The sequence below is a fragment of the Pseudomonas sp. KNUC1026 genome (genome assembly GCF_021650705.1).
In the GTDB taxonomy this organism is placed as follows: Bacteria; Pseudomonadota; Gammaproteobacteria; order Pseudomonadales; family Pseudomonadaceae; genus Aquipseudomonas.
Genome location: NZ_CP087138.1, coordinates 46030 through 66399 on the forward strand (window position 1 = coordinate 46030; position 20370 = coordinate 66399).

At 66.0% G+C, this 20370-nt stretch carries 3 protein-coding genes; all 3 read left to right on the plus strand.

What is annotated here, in order from left to right:
• Window positions 1–5 precede the first annotated feature (5 nt).
• Genes LN139_RS25270 through LN139_RS00105 form a run of 3 tightly spaced genes read left to right on the plus strand, consistent with a single transcriptional unit; the run spans window position 6 to window position 20355 of the window.
• The gene (locus tag LN139_RS25270) at window positions 6–560 is read left to right on the plus strand and encodes a phosphopantetheine-binding protein (RefSeq protein WP_442964404.1); all 555 of its coding nucleotides are present in this window, start codon (window positions 6–8) and stop codon (window positions 558–560) included.
• The gene (locus LN139_RS00100) at window positions 560–17236 is read left to right on the plus strand and encodes a non-ribosomal peptide synthase/polyketide synthase (RefSeq protein ID WP_236357771.1); all 16677 of its coding nucleotides are present in this window, start codon (window positions 560–562) and stop codon (window positions 17234–17236) included. The genes LN139_RS25270 and LN139_RS00100 overlap by 1 nt, the downstream gene beginning before the upstream one ends.
• Window positions 17233–20355, plus strand: a complete 3123-nt coding sequence (locus tag LN139_RS00105; protein WP_236357773.1) for a non-ribosomal peptide synthetase — start codon at window positions 17233–17235, stop codon at window positions 20353–20355. The genes LN139_RS00100 and LN139_RS00105 overlap by 4 nt, the downstream gene beginning before the upstream one ends.
• Window positions 20356–20370: the final 15 nt, after the last annotated feature.

A 20370-nucleotide genomic window follows, 5' to 3' on the forward strand; every position in this document is an offset into this window, starting at 1 on the left:
CGGCCGTGGTCGCCCACGACGGCCCGGCCGGCAAGGCGCTGTTCGCCTACCTGGTGCCGGCCGATGCTTCACTGCTCCAGCAGCCCGAGCAGGCCCAGGCCAAGGTCTTCAGGCAGTTGCGCGCGCAGTTGGCCGAGGCGCTGCCCGAGTACATGCTGCCCAGCGGCTTCACTGCCTTGCAGAGCCTGCCGCACACCCCCAACGGCAAGCTCGACCGCCGCGCGCTGCCGGCGCCCACCCGGCTGGCGTCGGCCCATGCCTACCAGGCACCGCAAACCGACACGGAAAAACGCGTCGCGCAGATCTGGCAGGAGGTGCTCAAGCTCGAGCGCGTCGGCCTGGGCGACCACTTCTTCGAGCTGGGCGGGCACTCGCTGCTGGCGACCCAGGTGACCTCCCGCCTGCAGGCGGAATTCGGCGCCGACGTGCCGTTGAGCGCGCTGTTCCAGGCCACCTCGCTCGGCCATTACCTCGAATTGATGACCCCGTATTTAAAACAGGCTGCAGAAAGCGACTTCGACGAGTTGAGCGACTTTCTTTCTGAGCTGGAGACCCTCTGATGCGCAACAGTGATCAACTCGCTCTGGTTCAGCGATTCATTCGCCTGCCGCTGGCTCAACGCCGCGCGTTTCTGGAAAAGCTTCAAAGCAAGGGCATGAGCCTTGCGCAACTGCCCATCCCGCGCGTGGAAGGGCATGAGGGTGATCTGCCGCTGTCGTACGCGCAGCAGCGGCTGTGGTTTCTGTGGAAGTTCGAGCCCGAGAGCTCGGCGTACAACATCCCTTCGGCACTGCGCCTGAAGGGCGCGCTGGACACGGCGGCGTTGCAGTTCGCCTTCGAGCGGCTGATCGAGCGCCACGCATCCCTGCGCACGCGCTTCATCGAGCGCCAAGGGCAGCCCTGCCAGTGGGTCGAGCCCAGCGCCGAGCTGCCGCTGCGGCGTGTCAGCGTGCCGGAGGGTGAAGCGGTCGATGCCTGGGTGAAGGGCTTCATCGAGCGTGAAATCCACGCCCCGTTCGACCTGGAGCAGGGCCCGCTGCTGCGGGTGTGCCTGGTCGCCACGGGCGCCGACGAGCACGTGCTGGTGATGACCGTGCACCACATCGTCGCCGACGGCTGGTCGATGCCGGTTCTGGTCAAAGACCTGACGCGCTTCTACCAGGCCAGCCTGGCAGGCCAGGACGCGGCGTTGCCCGCGCTGTGCATCGATTACAGCGACTACGCCCTCTGGCAGCGCAGCTGGATGGAAGCGGGCGAGTGCCAACGGCAGCTCGCTTACTGGACGCAGCAACTGGGCACCGAGCACCCGGTGCTCGAACTGCCCACCGACCGCCCGCGCAAGGCCATTCAAGGCGCCGAAGGCGCGACGCTCGAATTCACCTTGGGCGAGGCCTTCAGCCAACGCATCAAGCAGTGCGCGCTGGCCGCCGGCGTGACGCCCTATGTGCTGCTGCTGGCCGCATTCCAGGCCTGGTTGCACCGCTACAGCGGCCGGCCGGACATCCGCGTCGGCGTGCCGGTGGCCAACCGCAACCGCGTGGAAACCGAAGCGCTCATCGGCTTTTTCGTCAACACGCAGATCATGCGTGCCCAGTTCAGTGCGGGCCTTTCGTTCGCTCAGCTGCTGGAACAGGTCAAGCATGCGGCGGTCGAGGCGCAAACCTATCAGGACCTGCCCTTCGACCAGTTGGTCGAGGCGCTGCACCCGGAGCGTTCGCTCAGCCACAATCCGCTGTTCCAGGTGATGTTCAACTACCAGCGCGACAGCGGCGCCGGCGCCAGCGCGCAGGTGATCGGCGGTTTGCAGATCGAGGGCATGCAGTGGGACAGCCACTCGGCGCAGTTCGACCTGAGCCTGGATGTGATCGACAGCGACAAGGGCTTCTCGCTGGCCTGGAACTACGCCAGCGACCTGTTCGATGCCCCGACCGCGCAGCGCATGGCGCGGCATTGGCAGAACCTGCTGGAAGCGATCATCGAGGCGCCGGGCGAGCGGGTCGACACCCTCGGGCTGCTCGATGATCAGGAGCAGCGGGCGGCGCTCACGGCGTGGAACCGTAATGGCCTCGAGTACCCGAGCGCGCAGCCGGTGCATGCGTTGTTCGAAGCGCAGGTGCGGGTTCAGCCTGAGGCTACGGCACTGATCTTCGAGGATCGGGCGCTCAGCTACGCCGAGCTCAACACTCAGGCCAACCGCCTGGCGCATCAGTTGATTGCCCAGGGCGTTGGCCCGGAAGTGCTGGTCGGCATTGCGGTGGAGCGGTCGCTGGAGATGGTGGTGGGCATCCTGGCGGTGCTAAAGGCTGGAGGCGGCTATGTGCCGTTGGATCCGCAGTATCCGCAGGACCGGCTGTACTGCATGATCGAAGACAGCCGCATTGCGCTGTTGCTGACCCAGAGCGGGTTGCAGGCGCAGTTGCCGATTCCTTCAGGGCTGCCGGTGCTGTTGCTGGACGCGCCGCTGGCGGCTGACCTGCCCGTCAGCAATCCCGATGTGCCCGTAGCCCCGCAAAACCTCGCCTACGTGATGTTCACCTCCGGCTCCACCGGCCGGCCCAAAGGCGTGGGCATCAACCACCTGTCGCTGACTCGCCACGCTTACGTTTCGCTCGACTTCTTCAACCTCGGCGGCAGCGACCGCGTGTTGCAGTTCTCCACCTTCAACTTCGACGGCTTCGTCGAGCAGCTCTATCCGGCGTTGGTGTGCGGTGCGAGCGTGGTGATTCGTGGCCCTGATATCTGGGACAGCGAGACTTTCTATCGCCACTTGATCGATGACCGCATTACCACTGTCGACCTGACCACAGCCTACTGGTACCTGATCACCAAGGACTTCGCCCAGCACGGCCCGCGTGATTACGGCCTGCTGCGCCAGGTGCATGCCGGCGGTGAAGCGATGCCGCCGGAAGGCATCGCGGTGTGGAAGCAGGCGGGGCTTGAGCACGTGACCTTGCTCAACACCTACGGCCCGACCGAAGCGACGGTGACAGTCACCGCGCTGGACTGCTCTGATTATGTAAACGGCAACAAACCCATCCCCGCGATGATGCCCATCGGTGATGTGCTGGGTGGCCGCTCGATCTACCTGCTCGATCAGGCTTTGCAGCCCACACCCCAAGGCGTAGCCGGCGAAATTCTCATCGGTGGCGAGCTGCTGGCCCGCGGTTATTTCGGCCGCGCTGCTTTGACGGCCGAGCGCTTCGTGCCCGACCCGTTCGAAGGATCAGGCCAGCGGTTGTACCGCACCGGCGACCTGGCCCGCGCGAACGCCAGCGGCACCATTGAATACGTCGGCCGCATCGACCACCAGGTGAAAATCCGCGGCTTCCGCATCGAACTGGGCGAAATCGAAGCCAAACTGCTGGCCGACAGCCGCGTGGGCGAGGCCATCGTGCTGGCCCGCGAATCCGCCAATGGCCTGCAACTGGTGGCCTACGTGGTGCCCAACGCCCCCTGCGACGAGGCCGAACTGCGCGATACCCTGCGCGCAGACCTCAAAGCCAGCCTCCCGGACTACATGGTCCCCGCCCACTGGCTGGTGCTGGAACGCCTGCCGCTCAGCCCCAACGGCAAGCTCGACCGCAAGGCCCTGCCGGCACCCGACCTGGCCGCCCAGCAAGACGCTTATATTGCGCCCGTCACTGCCCTTGAACAGGCCGTCGCCGGCATCTGGCAAACCCTGCTGAACGTCGAACAGGTCGGCCTCAGCGATCACTTCTTCGAGCTGGGTGGCCATTCGCTGCTGGCCACTCAGGTGATTTCGCGCATCCGCCGTGGCCTGAACCTGGAGGCCAGCCTGCGCACGCTGTTCGAGCACCCGCAACTGGGCGCCTTCGTCGCCGCGCTGGCCCCGGCTCAGGGGCGCGACGTGCCGGCCTTCACCCTGGCCGACCGCAGCCAGCCGCTGCCGCTGTCTTTTGCTCAGCAACGCCAGTGGATTCTCTGGCAGCTGGAGCCGCAGAGCGCGGCGTACAACATTCCGGCGGCGATGACGCTCAAAGGGGCGCTCGACACCGCCGCGCTCGAGCAGGCGTTCAATGCGCTGATCCAGCGCCACGAAACCCTGCGCACCACCTTCGCCCAGCACGACGGCGAGGCGCTGCAAGTGATTCACGCCAGCCTGCCGCTGGTGTTGGCCGTCGAAGAAGGCCCATCGAGCGCGGCCGGCATCAAAGCCCTGGTCGAAGCGGAAGTCGCTCGCCCGTTCGATCTGGAAACCGGCCCGCTGCTGCGCGTTCGCCTCGTGCGCATGGGCGCCGATGAGCATGTGCTGACGCTCACCTTGCACCACATCGTTTCCGACGGCTGGTCCACGCCGATTCTGGTGCAAGAGCTGGTGCGTTTGTATGCAGGGTTCGCCCAAGGCCAGCCGGCCGAGTTGCCCGCGTTGCCGATCCAGTACGCCGACTACGCCCAGTGGCAACGCACCTGGATGGAAAAAGGCGAGCGCGACCGCCAGTTGGCCTACTGGACGGCGCAGTTGGGTGGCGAGCAACCGGTGCTGGAGCTGCCGCTGGACCGCCCGCGCCCTGCGGTGCAAAGCCTGCGCGGAGCCAGTATCGAAATCGAGATTCCGGCGGGTTTGAGCGAGGGCATCAAGGCCTTGGCCAAACGTGAAGGCGCCACACCCTTCATGGTGCTGCTGGCGGCCTACCAGGCGCTGCTGCACCGCTACAGCGGCCAGCCCGACATTCGCGTCGGGGTACCGATCGCCAACCGCAACCACCTGGAAACCGAAGGCCTGATCGGCTTCTTCGTCAATACGCAGGTGCTCAAGGCGACCTTCGATGCGCCGGCAAGCTTCAGTGCGCTACTGCAGCAGGCCAGGCAGGCATCGCTTGCGGCGCAGCGTTACCAGGACCTGCCCTTCGACCAACTGGTCGAGGCGCTGCAACCTGAACGCAACATGAGCCACAACCCGCTGTTCCAGGTGATGTTCAACTACCTGCGCGACGAAGGTCCGCAAGACGTATTCAGCACCCTGGACGGCATTGGCATAGAGGCGCTCGCCTGGGACAGCCACACCACCCAGATCGACCTGGCGATGAGTGTCGACGAGCGGCGGGAAACGTTCGGCGTATCCCTGGCCTATGCCACCGACCTGTTCGACGAGCAGACCGTGCAACAACTGGCACGCCACTGGATGAACCTGCTGGCGGCAGCGGTGGCGCATCCCGCGCAGTTGATCCATGAACTGCCGATGCTGGCGGCTGACGAGGCCGAGCGGACGTTGCGGGGGTGGAACGGCACGCAGCACACCTGGGCCGATGAGCAGCCGGTGCATGTGCTTTTCGAGCGGCAAGTACTCGCTCAGCCGCAACATACGGCTTTGTTGTTTGGCGATGCCTCGCTGACTTATGCACAGGTGAATCAGCGGGCCAACCAGCTCGCGCATCAGTTGATCGAGCTGGGCGTGGGGCCGGAAGTGATCGTCGGCATCTCGGCCGAGCGTTCGCTGGAGATGATCATTGGCCTGATGGCGATTCTCAAGGCAGGCGGTGCTTATGTGCCGCTCGATCCTGAGTATCCGCAGGACCGGTTGAGCTACATGTTCGAGGACAGTGGCATCGATCTGCTGCTGACCCAGGAACACCTGCTGCCAGGCTTGCCGGCGTTTGCAGGCCGGACTCTGCTGCTGGAGTCCGATTTCAGTCATTTCTCTTCTGAAAACCCGGCTGTTCACGTTGAGCCAGAGAACCTCGCCTACGTCATCTACACCTCGGGTTCGACCGGCAAGCCCAAGGGTGCAGGCAACCGCCACACCGCCTTGCACAACCGCCTGGCGTGGATGCAATCAGCCTATCCATTGGACGCAAGCGACACTGTCCTGCAAAAGACTCCGTTCAGCTTCGACGTCTCGGTGTGGGAATTCTTCTGGCCACTGATGACCGGCGCTCGCCTGGCCATTGCCGCCCCGGGCGAACACCGCGAACCGGAAAAGCTGATCGAAACCATCCAGCGCCACAGCGTGACCACGCTGCACTTCGTGCCCTCGATGCTTCAGGTGTTCATTCATGAGCCGGGTGTGGAGCAGTGTGTGAGCCTCAAGCAGATCATGTGCTCAGGCGAAGCGTTGCAGGTCGATGCCCAGCAGCAGGTGTTTGCACGCCTGCCGAGTGCTGGCCTCTACAACCTTTACGGCCCGACCGAAGCGGCCATCGACGTGACCCACTGGACCTGCCGCGATGAAGGCGTGGATACGGTGCCCATCGGTGAGCCGATCGCCAACCTGTACACCCACATTCTCGACGCTTCGTTAAATCCGGTACCGCAAGGCGCGACTGGCGAGCTGGTGCTCGGCGGCCTCGGCCTGGCCCGTGGTTACCACCGCCGCCCGGCGCTGACGGCGGAGCGCTTCATCCCGGACCCGCACGCCGAAGTACCGGGCAGCCGCCTGTACCGCACGGGCGACCTGGCCAAATATCGGGAAACGGGCGTCATCGAGTACCAGGGCCGGATCGACCATCAGGTGAAAATCCGTGGCCTGCGGATCGAGCTGGGCGAGATCGAGGCACGATTGCTGGAGCAGGAATCGGTCAAGGAGGCCGTGGTGCTGGCGGTAGAGGGTGTCGGTGGCCTGCAACTGGTGGCCTACATAGTGCCGGTGGCCTTCGATGACGATGCCTCATCTCAAGCTGCGCTTCGCGACACGCTGAAAACGGAGCTTAAAGCTCACCTGCCGGACTACATGGTCCCGGCACAAATGCTGTGCCTCGCCAAACTGCCGGTCACTCCGAACGGCAAACTGGACCGCCGCGCATTGCCGGCGCCGGAGGCGGCAAGCTCGCAAGCCGTCTATATCGCGCCAGTGACCGAGCTGGAACAGGCAGTCGCGAAGATCTGGCAAGGGGTACTCAAAGCCGAACAGGTCGGCCTGAACGACCACTTCTTCGAGCTCGGCGGCCATTCGCTGCTGGCGACCCAGGTCGTGTCGCGCATTCGTCGCAGCCTCGGCATCGAGGCAGCATTGCGCACGCTGTTCGAACATCCACAACTCGGCGGCTTCGTCGCCGCGCTGGACCCGACACAAGCCCGTGACGTGCCGGCCTTCACCCTGGCCGACCGCAGCCGGCCGCTGCCGGTGTCGTTCGCCCAGCAACGGCAGTGGGTGTTGTGGCAGCTGGACCCGCACAGCGCGGCGTACAACATCCCGGCGGCGATGACGCTCAAGGGGCCATTGAATGTAGAAGCCCTCCAACAGAGCTTCAACGCCCTGATCCAGCGCCACGAAAGCCTGCGCACCACCTTCACTCAACAGGAAGGCGAGGCGTTGCAAGTTATCCACAGCAGCTTGCCGCTGGCGATTCACGCAGAAGAGGGGCAGTACGACGAAGCAGGCATCAACGCCTTCGTCGAAGCCGAAGTCGCTCGCCCGTTCGATCTGGAAAACGGCCCGTTGCTGCGTGTTCGCCTGCTCAAAGTGGGCGCCGAAGAACATGTACTCACCCTGACCCTGCACCACATCGTGTCCGATGCCTGGTCCACTCCGATTCTGGTGCAGGAACTGGTGCGCTTGTACGCAGGCTTCGCCCAAGGCCAACCGGCCGAGTTGCCGGCCCTGCCGATCCAGTACGCCGACTACGCACTGTGGCAGCGCACCTGGATGGCCAACGGCGAACGCGACCGCCAACTGGCCTACTGGACGGCCCAACTGGGTGGCGAACAGCCCGTGCTGGAACTGCCGCTGGACCGCCCACGGCCTGCGGCGCAGAGCTTCCGTGGCGCCAGTGTCGACCTTCAGATCACGACCGCGTTGAGCGCAGGCATCCGGGCATTGGCCAAGCGCGAAGGCGCCACGCCGTTCATGGTGCTGCTGGCCGCTTATCAGACCCTGCTGCACCGCTACAGCGGCCAGGCGGACATTCGCGTCGGTGTACCGATCGCCAACCGCAACCACCTGGAAACCGAGGGCCTGATCGGCTTCTTCGTCAATACGCAGGTATTGAAAGCCGACTTCGACGCGAACACGAACTTCAGCGCCTTGCTCAAGCAGGTCAAACACGCCTCGCTGGACGCCCAGCGCTACCAGGATTTGCCGTTCGACCAATTGGTCGAGGCGCTGCAGCCTGAGCGCAACATGAGCCACAACCCGTTGTTCCAGGCGATGTTCAACTACCTGCGCGCCGAGGATCAGCAAGGCCTGGTCGACAGCCTGGGCGGGTTGAGCATTCGGGGCCTGGGGCGTGATACCCATACTGCCCAGCTGGATCTGACACTGGACGTTGGCGAATCGCCGGAGGGCTTCAGTGCCTCGCTGATCTATGCCACGGACCTGTTCGATGCCACCACCGCACAGCGCCTGGCCAGCCATTGGCTGCAACTGCTCGAAGCGGTGGTGGCTGAGCCGCAGCGGCGGCTCAGCGCGCAGAGCATGCTGGCTGTCGAGGAAACTCGGGCCACGTTTGCCGCCTGGAACCCGCAGCCGGCCAGCTTCGAGATCACGCAGTGCATTCACCAGCGCATCACCGAGCAGGCGATGCTCAACCCCGAAGCCATCGCTGCAACCCTCGATGGCGAGCATCTGAGCTACGGCGATTTGAACGCCCAGGCCAACCAGCTCGCTCACCACCTGATCGAAGCCGGCGTGCGCCCCGAGGCCCGTGTTGGCCTGGCCACCGGCCGGTCGCTGGAGATGGTCGTCGGCCTGCTGGCGATCCTCAAGGCCGGCGGTGCCTACGTGCCGCTGGACCCTGAATACCCGCAGGACCGCCTGGCCTACATGATGCAGGACAGCGGCATCGCCCTGCTGCTGGTGCAGGAAGCGGTGCAGGGCAAGTTGCCGGCCTTCGACGGCCAGAGCTTGCTGCTGGGCGCTGATCGGTCGGCCTATGGCGCCGAAAACCCGAATGTTGCCGTCGATCCTGCGAACCTGGCCTACATCATCTACACCTCTGGCTCCACCGGGATGCCCAAGGGCACCTTGCTGCCGCACCAGAACGTGATGCGCCTGTTCGAGGCCACCGAGCAGTGGTTCGGCTTTACCGAGAACGACGTGTGGACCCTGTTCCACTCCTACGCCTTCGACTTCTCCGTGTGGGAGATCTTCGGGGCGCTGATGTTCGGCGGCCGGCTGGTGATCGTGCCGTACCTGGTGAGCCGCTCGCCGGAGGACTTCCATCAGCTGCTGTGCGACGAAGGCGTGACGGTGCTGAACCAGACACCTTCGGCGTTCCGCCAGTTGATGCATGTGGCTACGCAAGACAAGCAGAGAGACACCTCGCTGCGCTACGTCGTCTTCGGCGGCGAAGCGCTGGAGGTAGAAAACCTGCGCCCCTGGTTCGAGCGCTTCGGCGATCAACAGCCGCAACTGATCAACATGTACGGCATCACCGAAACCACGGTGCACGTGACCTACCGGCCGATCACCCTGGCCGACCTCACTCAAGGCGCCGCCAGCCCCATCGGCGAACCGATCCCGGACCTTTCCTGGTACCTGCTCGACGCCGACCTCAACCCGGTGCCGCGCGGCTGCACCGGCGAGCTGTACGTGGGCCGTGCGGGCCTGGCACGGGGTTACCTCAACCGCGGCGACCTCTCCGCGACCCGCTTCATCCCGGACCCGTTCGGTGAAGCGGGCGGCCGCCTGTACCGCACCGGCGACCTGGCGCGCTATCGCGCCGATGGGGTGATCGAGTACATCGGCCGCATCGACCACCAGGTGAAGATCCGCGGCTTCCGCATCGAGCTGGGCGAAATCGAGGCCAAGCTGCTGGCACAGGCCAGCGTGCGCGAAGCGGTGGTGCTGGCGCCGGAGATCCTCGGCAGCCAGCAGCTGGTGGCGTATATCGTGCCGCAACAGTACGAGGCCGATGCGCTGGAGCAGGGCGAGCAGCGTGAAGCGCTCAAAGCCGCGCTCAAAGCAGACTTACCGGATTACATGGTGCCGGCGCACCTGCTGTTCCTCGAGCAGCTGCCGCTGACCGCCAACGGCAAGCTGGACCGCAAGGCGCTGCCGGCGCCGGATGCCAGCCAGTTGCAAGGCGACTACCTGGCGCCGCGCAGTGACCTCGAACAGCGCATCGCCGCGATCTGGCAAGACGTGCTGCGGCTGGAGCGCGTGGGCCTGGCTGACAACTTCTTCGAGCTGGGCGGCGACTCGATCATCTCGATTCAGGTGGTCAGCCGCGCCCGCCAGGCCGGCATTCGTTTTACCCCCAAAGACCTCTTCCAGCACCAGACGGTACAAGCGCTGGCGGCGGTGGCACAGGTGGGCGAGCAGGGCCTGCTGATCGACCAGGGCCCGGTGACCGGGCAGGCGCTGCTGCTGCCGATCCAGCAAGCGTTCTTCGCCGGTGACATCCCCGAGCGCCATCACTGGAACCAGTCGGTGCTGCTGAAAACCTCGGCCGCGCTGCAACCGGCCCTGTTGGAGCAGGCACTGCAGGCTCTGATCACGCATCACGATGCGCTGCGCCTGACTTTCAGCCAGCATGCCGAAGGCTGGCAGGCGCACTTTGCCGGCGCCGGCCAGCAGCACAAGGTGCTGTGGCACCGCACAGTCGAAAGCACCGATGCACTGGAGGCATTGTGCGAACAGGCCCAGCGCAGCCTGAATCTGGAGCAGGGCCCGCTGCTGCGCGCCGTGCTGGCCGACCTGCCCGACGGCAGCCAGCGTTTGCTGTTGGCCATCCACCACCTGGCGGTCGATGGCGTGTCGTGGCGCGTGCTGCTCGAAGACCTGCCAAGGGCTTATCAACAGCTGCAACAGGGGCAGCCGCTGAAGCTGCCGGCCAAGACCAGCTCGGTGCAGGCCTGGGCGCAGAAGCTGCAAGGCTATGCGCAAAGCGACACGCTGCAAGCGGAGCTGGGCTACTGGAAAACCCTGCTGGCGGGCGCCCCGGCGGATCTGCCGGTGGATAACGCTCAAGGTGGCCTGCAAGCCAGCCACGCGGGGCAGGCCAGCACCCACCTGCCGCGCGAGCTGACCCGGAAACTGCTGCAACAGGCCCCGGCGGCCTACCGCACGCAGATCAACGACCTGCTGCTTACCGCGCTTGCGCAAGTCATCAGCCGCTGGACCGGGCAGGCCGACGTGTTGCTGGAACTCGAAGGCCACGGCCGCGAGGAGCTGTTCGACGACGCTGACCTCACCCGTACCGTAGGCTGGTTCACCAGCGTATTCCCGGTGCGCCTGGCCACCTCGGCGAGCCTTGGCGAGTCGATCAAGCAGGTGAAGGAAAGCCTGCGCGCGATCCCGGCCAAAGGCATCGGCTTCGGTGCACTGCGCTACCTGGGCGATGCACAGGCTCAACAAGCACTGGCGGCGCTGCCCGTACCGCGCATCACCTTCAACTACCTGGGCCAGTTCGACGGCAGTTTTGCCAGCGACGATGGCCAGGCGCTGTTCGCGCCTGCCCCGGAAAACAGCGGCGCCGAGCAGTGCGAGCAGGCGCCGTTGCAGAACTGGTTGTCGATCAATGGCCAGGTTTACAACGGCGAGCTGAGCCTGGGCTGGAGCTTTAGCCGCGAGATGTTCGACGAGGCCACAGTGCAACGGCTGGCAGCCGATTACGCCCAGCAATTACAGGCGCTGGTCGAGCACTGCTGCGCGGCCGAGGCGGGCGGTGTAACGCCGTCGGACTTCCCGCTGGCGCAGATCACCCAGGCTCAGCTGGATCGCCTGCCTGCCGCGCGCGAGGTCGACGACCTCTATCCACTGTCGCCGATGCAGCAGGGCATGCTGTTTCACACGCTGCTCGGGCAGGGCTCAGGCGACTACGTCAACCAGATGCGCCTCGACGTGGCAGGCCTGGACGTGGAACGGTTCCGCGCTGCCTGGCAAGGCGTGGTCGATGCCCACGACATCCTGCGCACCGCCTTCCTGGCCAGCGCCGACCAGCCGCAGCCGTTGCAGGTGGTGTACCGCAACGTGACGGTCGACTTCGCCGTGCAGCAGGCTGAGTGCCAGGCGCTGGCCGACGCCGAATTGCGCCGTGGCTTCGATCTTGAGCAGCCGTCGCTGATTCGCCTGCGCCTGGTGCCGACCGGCCCGGATAGCCATCACCTGATCTACACCAGCCACCACATCCTCATGGACGGCTGGAGCAACTCGCAGCTGCTGGGCGAGGTGCTGGAGCGCTACAACGGCCACACCCCCGCCGCCAGCGCCGGCCGCTACCGCGATTACATCGCCTGGCTGCAACGGCAGGACGCCCAGGCCGACCAGGCCTTCTGGGCCGAGGCACTGAAGGGGCTGAACGAGCCGGCCTTGCTCGAACGGGCAGTGGCCAGCGGGCCGACCGGCGAGCACGGTTACGGCAAGCAGGCACACAGCCTGAACACGGGCTCGACCGCGCGCCTGGCCGAATTCGCGCGCACCCGCAAAGTGACCGTCAACACCCTGGTGCGAGCAGGCTGGCTGCTGTTGCTGCAGCGTTACACCGGGCAGGCCTGTGTGGCCTTCGGCGCGACCGTCTCCGGCCGCCCCACGGAACTGGCCGGGATCGAGCAGCAGATCGGGCTGTTCATCAACACCCTGGCCGTGGTGGGCGCGCCGTTGCCCGAGCAGCCACTGGCTGCGTTTCTGGATGAGTTGCAGGCCCAGAACCTGGCGTTGCGCGAGCATGAGCATTCGCCGCTGTTCGATGTGCAGCGCTGGGCGGGCCGTGCCGGCGAAGCGTTGTTCGACACCTTGCTGGTGTTCGAAAACTACCCGGTGGCCGAGGCGCTGGAGCAGGGTGCGCCGGCAGGGCTGGCATTCGGGCAAGTGCAGAGCAGCGAGCAAACCAACTACCCGCTGACACTGATCGTGAACCTGGGCCAGCAACTGGTGCTGGAGTTCAGCTATGCCAAGGCCAGTTATCACAACGCGCTGATCGAGCAGTTGGGGGCTCACCTGGTGCAGCTGCTGGAGGCGATGGTCGCCAGGCCTGAGTGTGCGGTCGGTGAGTTGCCGATGCTGTCGGGCGTCGAGCAGCAGGCCACCTTCAACGACTGGAACCCGCAGCCCGAGGCGTTTGGCGTCACTCGGTGCATTCATCAGCGCATCACCGAGCAGGCGATGCTCAACCCCGAAGCCATCGCTGCAACCCTCGATGGCGAGCATCTGAGCTACGGCGATTTGAACGCCCAGGCCAACCAGCTCGCTCACCACCTGATCGAAGCCGGCGTGCGCCCCGAGGCCCGTGTTGGCCTGGCCACCGGCCGGTCGCTGGAGATGGTCGTCGGCCTGCTGGCGATCCTCAAGGCCGGCGGTGCCTACGTGCCGCTGGACCCTGAATACCCGCAGGACCGCCTGGCCTACATGATGCAGGACAGCGGCATCGCCCTGCTGCTGGTGCAGGAAGCGGTGCAGGGCAAGTTGCCGGCCTTCGACGGCCAGAGCTTGCTGCTGGGCGCTGATCGGTCGGCCTATAGCACCGAAAACCCGAATGTTGCCGTCGATCCTGCGAACCTGGCCTACATCATCTACACCTCTGGCTCCACCGGGATGCCCAAGGGCACCTTGCTGCCGCACCAGAACGTGATGCGCCTGTTCGATGCCACCGAGCAGTGGTTCGGCTTTACCGAGAAAGACGTATGGACCCTGTTCCACTCCTACGCCTTCGACTTCTCTGTGTGGGAAATCTTCGGTGCGCTGATGTTCGGCGGCCGGCTGGTGATCGTGCCGTACCTGGTCAGCCGCTCGCCGGAGGACTTCCACCAGCTGCTGTGCGACGAAGGCGTGACGGTGCTGAACCAGACACCTTCGGCGTTCCGCCAGCTGATGCATGTGGCGGTTCAGGATCCACGAGGCACTGCCCTGCGTTACGTGGTGTTCGGCGGCGAAGCGCTGGAAGTGGAAAACCTGCGCCCTTGGTTCGAGCGCTTCGGCGACACCACGCCGCAACTGATCAACATGTACGGCATCACCGAAACCACGGTGCACGTGACCTACCGGCCGCTCACCCTGGCCGACCTCACTCAAGGCGCCGCCAGCCCCATCGGCGAACCGATCCCGGACCTTTCCTGGTACCTGCTCGACGCCGACCTCAACCCGGTGCCGCGCGGCTGCACCGGCGAGCTGTACGTGGGCCGTGCGGGCCTGGCACGGGGTTACCTGAACCGTGGCGACCTCTCCGCCACCCGCTTCATCCCCGACCCGTTCGGCGAGGCAGGTGGGCGCCTGTACCGCACCGGCGACCTGGCGCGCTACCGCGCCGATGGGGTGATCGAGTACATCGGCCGCATCGACCACCAGGTGAAGATCCGCGGCTTCCGCATCGAGCTGGGCGAAATCGAGGCCAGGCTGCTGGCACAGGCCAGCGTGCGCGAAGCGGTGGTGCTGGCGCCGGAGATCCTCGGCAGCCAGCAACTGGTGGCGTACATCGTGCCGCAACAGTACGAGGCCGATGCGCTGGAGCAGGGCGAGCAGCGTGAAGCGCTCAAGGCCGCGCTCAAAGCAGACCTGCCGGATTACATGGTGCCGGCACACCTGCTGTTCCTCGAGCAGCTGCCGCTGACCGCCAACGGCAAGCTGGACCGCAAGGCGTTGCCGGCGCCGGAGTCGGCACTGGCCCAAGGCGCCTACCTGGCACCGCAGACCGAGCTGGAATGCGGCCTGGCGGCGATCTGGGAAGAAGTGCTCGGCGCCGAGCGTGTAGGCCTGGGCGACAACTTCTTCGAGCTGGGCGGGCATTCGTTGCTGGCGACCCAGGTTGTGTCCAAGGCGCGCCAACGCCTGGCCACCGCACCGGCGCTGCGTGACCTGTTCACCTGGCCGGTGCTGGGCGAGCTGGCGGCACACCTGGCCGGCCACCGCGCCGAAACGCTGGAGTACCCGGCCCTGCAGGCCCGTGAACACCACGGCCAGGCCTCGCTTTCGCTGGCCCAGCGGCGCCTGTGGATCGTCGAGCAACTGGCCGGCGGCAGCGCCGCCTACGGCATGCCGCTGGCCCTGCGCCTGCACGGCGCGCTGCAGGTGGACGTGCTGCGTGCAAGCCTTGCCGAGGTGGTGCAGCGCCACGAAGTGCTGCGCACCGCTTACCCGATGGACGATGAAGGCGACCCGATTGCGCTGATTCAGGCGAGCATCGACGTGCAATTGCCGTTGCTCGACCTGAGCGGCCTGCCGCCGGCGCAGCAAGAGCATGAGGTCGCCGAGGCGGCGCTGGCCAACGCCAGCCTGCCGATCAGCCTGGACAGCGCACCACTGTGGCGTGCGCGCATCCTGCGCCTGGCCGCCAACGAGCATGTGCTGCTGTTTTCCATGCACCACATCCTCTCCGACGGTTGGTCGATGGGCGTGCTGGTCGATGAGCTGACCCGTTGCTACGGGCGGTTGATCGAAGGCAAGCAGCCAAACCTGGCGCCGTTGCCGATCCAGTACAGCGACTACGCCGACTGGCAACAGGCGCTGGAAGATCGCGGCATCCTCAAGGCCCAGGCCGGTTACTGGCAGCAGAACCTCGCCGGCTACAGCGGCCAGCTGGCCCTGGCCACCGACCATCCACGGCCGGCGCGCGCCAGCCAGGACGGCGCCAGCGTGAGCTTCAGCCTGCCAGCCGAGCTCAGCGCCCGCGTGCTGGAGCTGTCGCGCCAGCACGGCGTGACGCCGTACATCACCTTGCTCACCGCCTTCCAGTGCCTGCTGCACCGCCTGGCCGGCAGCGATGACGTTGTGGTGGGCGCCGACATCGCCGGGCGCCATCAGCCGGAGTTGGAGGGGCTGATCGGCTTCTTCGTCAACGTGCTGCCTCTGCGTTCGCGCTTCGCCGAGGGCGCGCGTTTCGCCGATTGCCTGGCGGCGGCCAAGCAGAACACCCTGGGCGCCTTCGAGCACCAGGACCTGCCGCTGGACATGATCGTCGACGCCAGCGGCGTGGCCCGCCACCCCGGCATGAACCCGCTGCTGCAGGTGCTGTTCGTGATGGACAACCTGCCGCCGCAGGCCGGGGGGCTGGCCGGCATTCGCGTGGAACAGGTGCCGGTAGCGCAGGAGCATTCCAAATTTGACATGGCCTTGTTCGTTACAGAGCAAGGCGGCCAATTGCACGGCAATTGGGTTTACGCCACCGATCTATTCAAACAAGAAAGCATCGACCGCTTTGTGAGCGCCTGGACAGGAATCCTCGAGCAGGTTTCTGCGGATCAAGGTATGACACTGGGAGAAATCACCATGCCTGCATCGCTCGCCGCCAACCCGGCAGATGCCGCGCCCGTCGGCAAAAAAGCCGACAAACTCGGCAAGTTCTTGAAAAAAGCCCCCGGCCTGGCCAAGCCAGCCGTGGCGCCCATCCGTGAGTCGTTGCTGGTGCCGGAACAGGCCTTCCCGCTGCTGATGGAGCCGCAGGACGCCAGCCTGGACATCATCGAATGGATCAAAGCCAACCGGCCGCTGGTCGAGCAGAAGCTGGGCGAGCACGCCGGCATTCTGTTCCGCGGCTTTGCGCTCACCGGCATTCACGACTTCGAAGCCTTCGCCGAAGCCGTGCAGCCGGGCCTGTACGGCCAGTACGGCGACCTGCCGAAGAAAGAGGGCGGCAAGAACACCTACCGCTCTACGCCGTACCCCGAGCAGAAGATGATCCTGTTCCACAACGAGAGCTCGCACCAGGACCGCTGGCCGCGCAAGCAGATGTTCTATTGCGAGCTGCCGTCGCCTGTGGGCGGCGCAACGCCGGTGGTCGACTGCCGGCTGATGTTCCAGCGCCTGCCCGAAGGGCTGCGCCAGGTGCTGGAGGAAAAGGGCCTGCTTTACGTGCGCACCTTCGCCGGCCAGCTCGACGTGCCGTGGCAGCATTTCTTCAAGACCGAAGACCGCGCCGTGGTCGAAGCCCGCTGCAGCGAGAGCGGCATCGACTGGGAATGGCTGGACAACGACGAGCTGCAGATCCGCACCTGGTGCCCGGCGATCATCACCCACCCGGTCACGGGTGATCGGTCGTTCTTCAACCAGGTGCAGTTGCACCACACTTACTGGCTGGAGCCCGAGGTGGGCGAGGACATGCTGGCGATGTTCGGCCCCGAGCGCATGCCGCGCCACGTGTACTTCGGCGACGGCAGCCCGATCAGCGATGCCGACATGCAACTGATCGGTGACCTCTACGAAGCCTGCGCCGTGCGTTTCGACTGGCAGAAGGGCGACGTGATCCTGCTGGACAACATGCTGGTGGCCCACGCCCGCGACCCCTTCGAGGGCCCGCGCAAGATCGTGGTGGCCATGGGCGACATGTACGAACGCGCCGACCTGCCCGAGGGCCAGCGCCCCGGCCAGCACGCTGGCGGCCGCACGCATAAGGAAGGTATCGACGCATGAGCAGCACACCTGTGCACACCATGGACGCAGGGCTGCCGTTGAGCCCTGAACAACAGGCGCTGTTGCAGCGCCTGCCGGAAGCGCCGAGCTGGGCGGATGCCGCTCATGCGCTGGCCTTCGAGGTTGAAGGCGAGTTGAGTATCGAACGCCTGGAGGCGGCGCTTGGGCGCTTGCTGGCCGGCCATCAGGTGCTGGGCAGCCGTTTCGGCAGCGCTGTGGGCTACCGGGGTGTTCGCCAGTTCATCGAGCCAGGCTCCAGGGCCGTAATGTTGGAAAGCGGGCCGCAAGGTTCGCTGCAAAGCTGGCTGGCCCAGCCATTCGAAGCCCAGGGCGCGCCGCTGGTACGCGCAGCGGCCTGGCCGGTGGCGGCGGGGCAATGGCGGGTGTATCTGGCGGTCGCCAGCAGCCTGATCGACCCCGCTTCGCTGGCGATCCTGCAAGCAGCGCTGCCTGAAGCCTGGGCCAATGAAGCCGAGCCTGACGAGGAGGCGGCGCAGTTCAGCCAATACCTGGAATGGCGCGCCGAGGTGGTGCTCGACGAGGACGCGCCGCAAGGCAAAGCCTATTGGCAGGCCCATCTCAAGCCTGCCGCTGGCGAGTTGCTGGCGCCACACCCGGCCTATCGCCGCGCGCCGACCGATGGCGAAACGGCTGTGGTGGAACATTCGCTGGCCGATCAAGGCCTCGATGCGCTGGCGGCTCAACTGGGCCAGCCGCTGCCGGTGCTGCTGCAAGCCGCGTGGTGGGCGCTGCTGGGCCGGCTCAGCGGCAGCGAGCAGTTCCTCGCCGGCTGGCGCCACGACGCGCGGGAAGACTACGACTATTTCGAAACCGCCTGCGGCCTGTTCGAGCGGCAGTTGCCGCTGCTGGTGGCGTTGCCGGCCGCTGAAAGTTTCGCGGGTTGGGCACAGCGCCTTGGGCAGACGCTGGACGAACATCGCACCTGGCAGGAGTACTGCGCAGCCGATACACCCGCCAGCCCGTACAGCTTTGCCTGCCGCGCGCAGGCCAGCGAACCGGGCCACGGCTGGCGGGCCGCACAGCGCCTCGCGCCGCAGCGCGCCGGGGAACTGCACCTGAGCGTAACCCTTGGCAGCGGCGTGCACCTGCGCCTGGAATACGCCGCCAGCGCCTTCAGTGCTGCGGCTGCCGAGGCCCTGCTGGAGCAATATCAAGCGCTGCTTGGCCAGTTGGTTTCGCAGGCGCATCAGCCGCTTTCGACCCTGAGCCTGCTCAGCGGCGCCGAGCGCGAACGGCATCTGGCGCAGGGGCAGGGGGCTGCATTGGCAGGCGCTACCGCACTGCCTGCGCGCATTGCCGGTTGGGCGGCGCGTACACCCGATGCCCTGGCCCTGGATGATGGCCAGAAACGCCTCACCTATGCCGAGCTGCACGCACAGGCATTGCGGGTGGCGGGTTATCTGCACAACAGGCAGGTGCGCGCCGGCAGCCTGGTGGCGTTGGCACTGCCACGTTCCACTGACTGGGTGGTGGCCATGCTCGGCGCCTGGTATGCCGGAGCCGGTTACCTTGCGCTCGACCCGCAATGGCCCGCCTCGCGTCAGGCTTTGATCCTCGAACAAGCCGGGCCTGCGCTGGTGCTGGGCGATCAGGAAGCCTTCGCTGGCCTTGCCGAGCTGGGCATTGCCATCGAGCCCATGGATCGCGCGCTGGGCGCCGAGCCGCTGGCTGCAGCGCATGAGCCTGCGCTCACCGACATCGCCTACGTGCTGTTCACCTCCGGCTCCACCGGCACCCCCAAGGGCGTGCTGATCGAGCAGGCACAGCTGGCCAACTATGTGGAAGCTGCCAGCCAGGCCTTGAGCCTGGCCGAACCTCGGCACTTCGCGCTCGGCTCCACGGTGGCGGCAGATCTGGGCCACACGGCATTGTTCGGTGCGCTGGGCAACGGCGCGGCGCTGCACATCGCCGACGATGCCACCTTCCAGGATCCCCAGGCTTTCGCGGCCTTCATCCAGGCGCACGGCATCGATTTCCTCAAGATCGTGCCGTCGCACCTCAGTGCCTTGCTCGACGGCGAGCAGGCCTGCGTGCCGCAGGTGTTGGTGCTCGGTGGCGAAGCACCTTCGGCACCCTTGCTGCAGCGGGTTCGTGCGTTGCGCCCACACGCCCGGGTGTTCAACCACTACGGCCCCACCGAAACAACCGTCGGTGTGCTGGTGCATGCGCTGGATAGCGCCAGCAGCAGTGCACCCCTGACGCAGGTGTTGGCCGGCAACCGCATCTACGTGCTCGACGCGCAGCAGGCGCTGGTGGGCACCGGTGAACTGGGTGAGCTGTACATCGGCGGCCAGCAGCTGTGCCGCGGCTACCTCAATGCCGAGGCTGACCACGCGTTCATCGCCGACCCGTTCAACGCTGGCCAGCGCCTGTACCGCACCGGCGACCTGGCGCGTTACCGCCCTGAAGGCGGCATCCAGCTGGCCGGCCGCCGCGACCAGCAGGTCAAGGTGCGCGGCTATCGCATCGAACTGGCCGAAATCGAACAGCAATTGCTGGCGCTGGCGGGGGTGAGCGAAGCGGTGGTAGTGGCTGAGCCGGTGCAAGCGGGTGAGCTGGAGCTGCTGGCTTTTGTGGTAGGGCAGGGCCTGGAAGCCGAGAGGCTGGCGAGCGAGCTTCAGGCGCGCTTGCCCTCGGCCATGGTGCCGGGGCATGTGCAGGTGCTGGCAAGCATGCCGCGCCTGGCCAACGGCAAGGTCGACCGCCGTGCGCTGCTCTCGGCGCTGCAGCGTGATGCCGGTGAATACGTCGCGCCACGCACTGCGCTGGAAACCCTGCTGGCCGATCGCATGGCCAAGCTGCTGGGCCTTGAGCGGCTGAACGTGGAGCAGGACTTCTTCGCCGCCGGCGGCCATTCGCTGCTGGTGATCAAGCTGGTGGCGGGTATTCGCAAGCTGCTGCAGTGCGAGGCCCAGCCGGCCATCGTGTTCGACCACCCCAGTGTTGCGGCACTGGCGCAGGCGCTCAGCGCAAAAGAGAGCGCGCCCGGCCAGTTGGAGAAGGTCGCGCAGTTGCGGCTCCGGCTCGATGCCATGTCGCCTGAAGAAAAAGCGCAACTGGCCGCTCAGGCCAGGCAACAAAGCAGCAACCCTGCCTGACGTTTTTCCGTCACT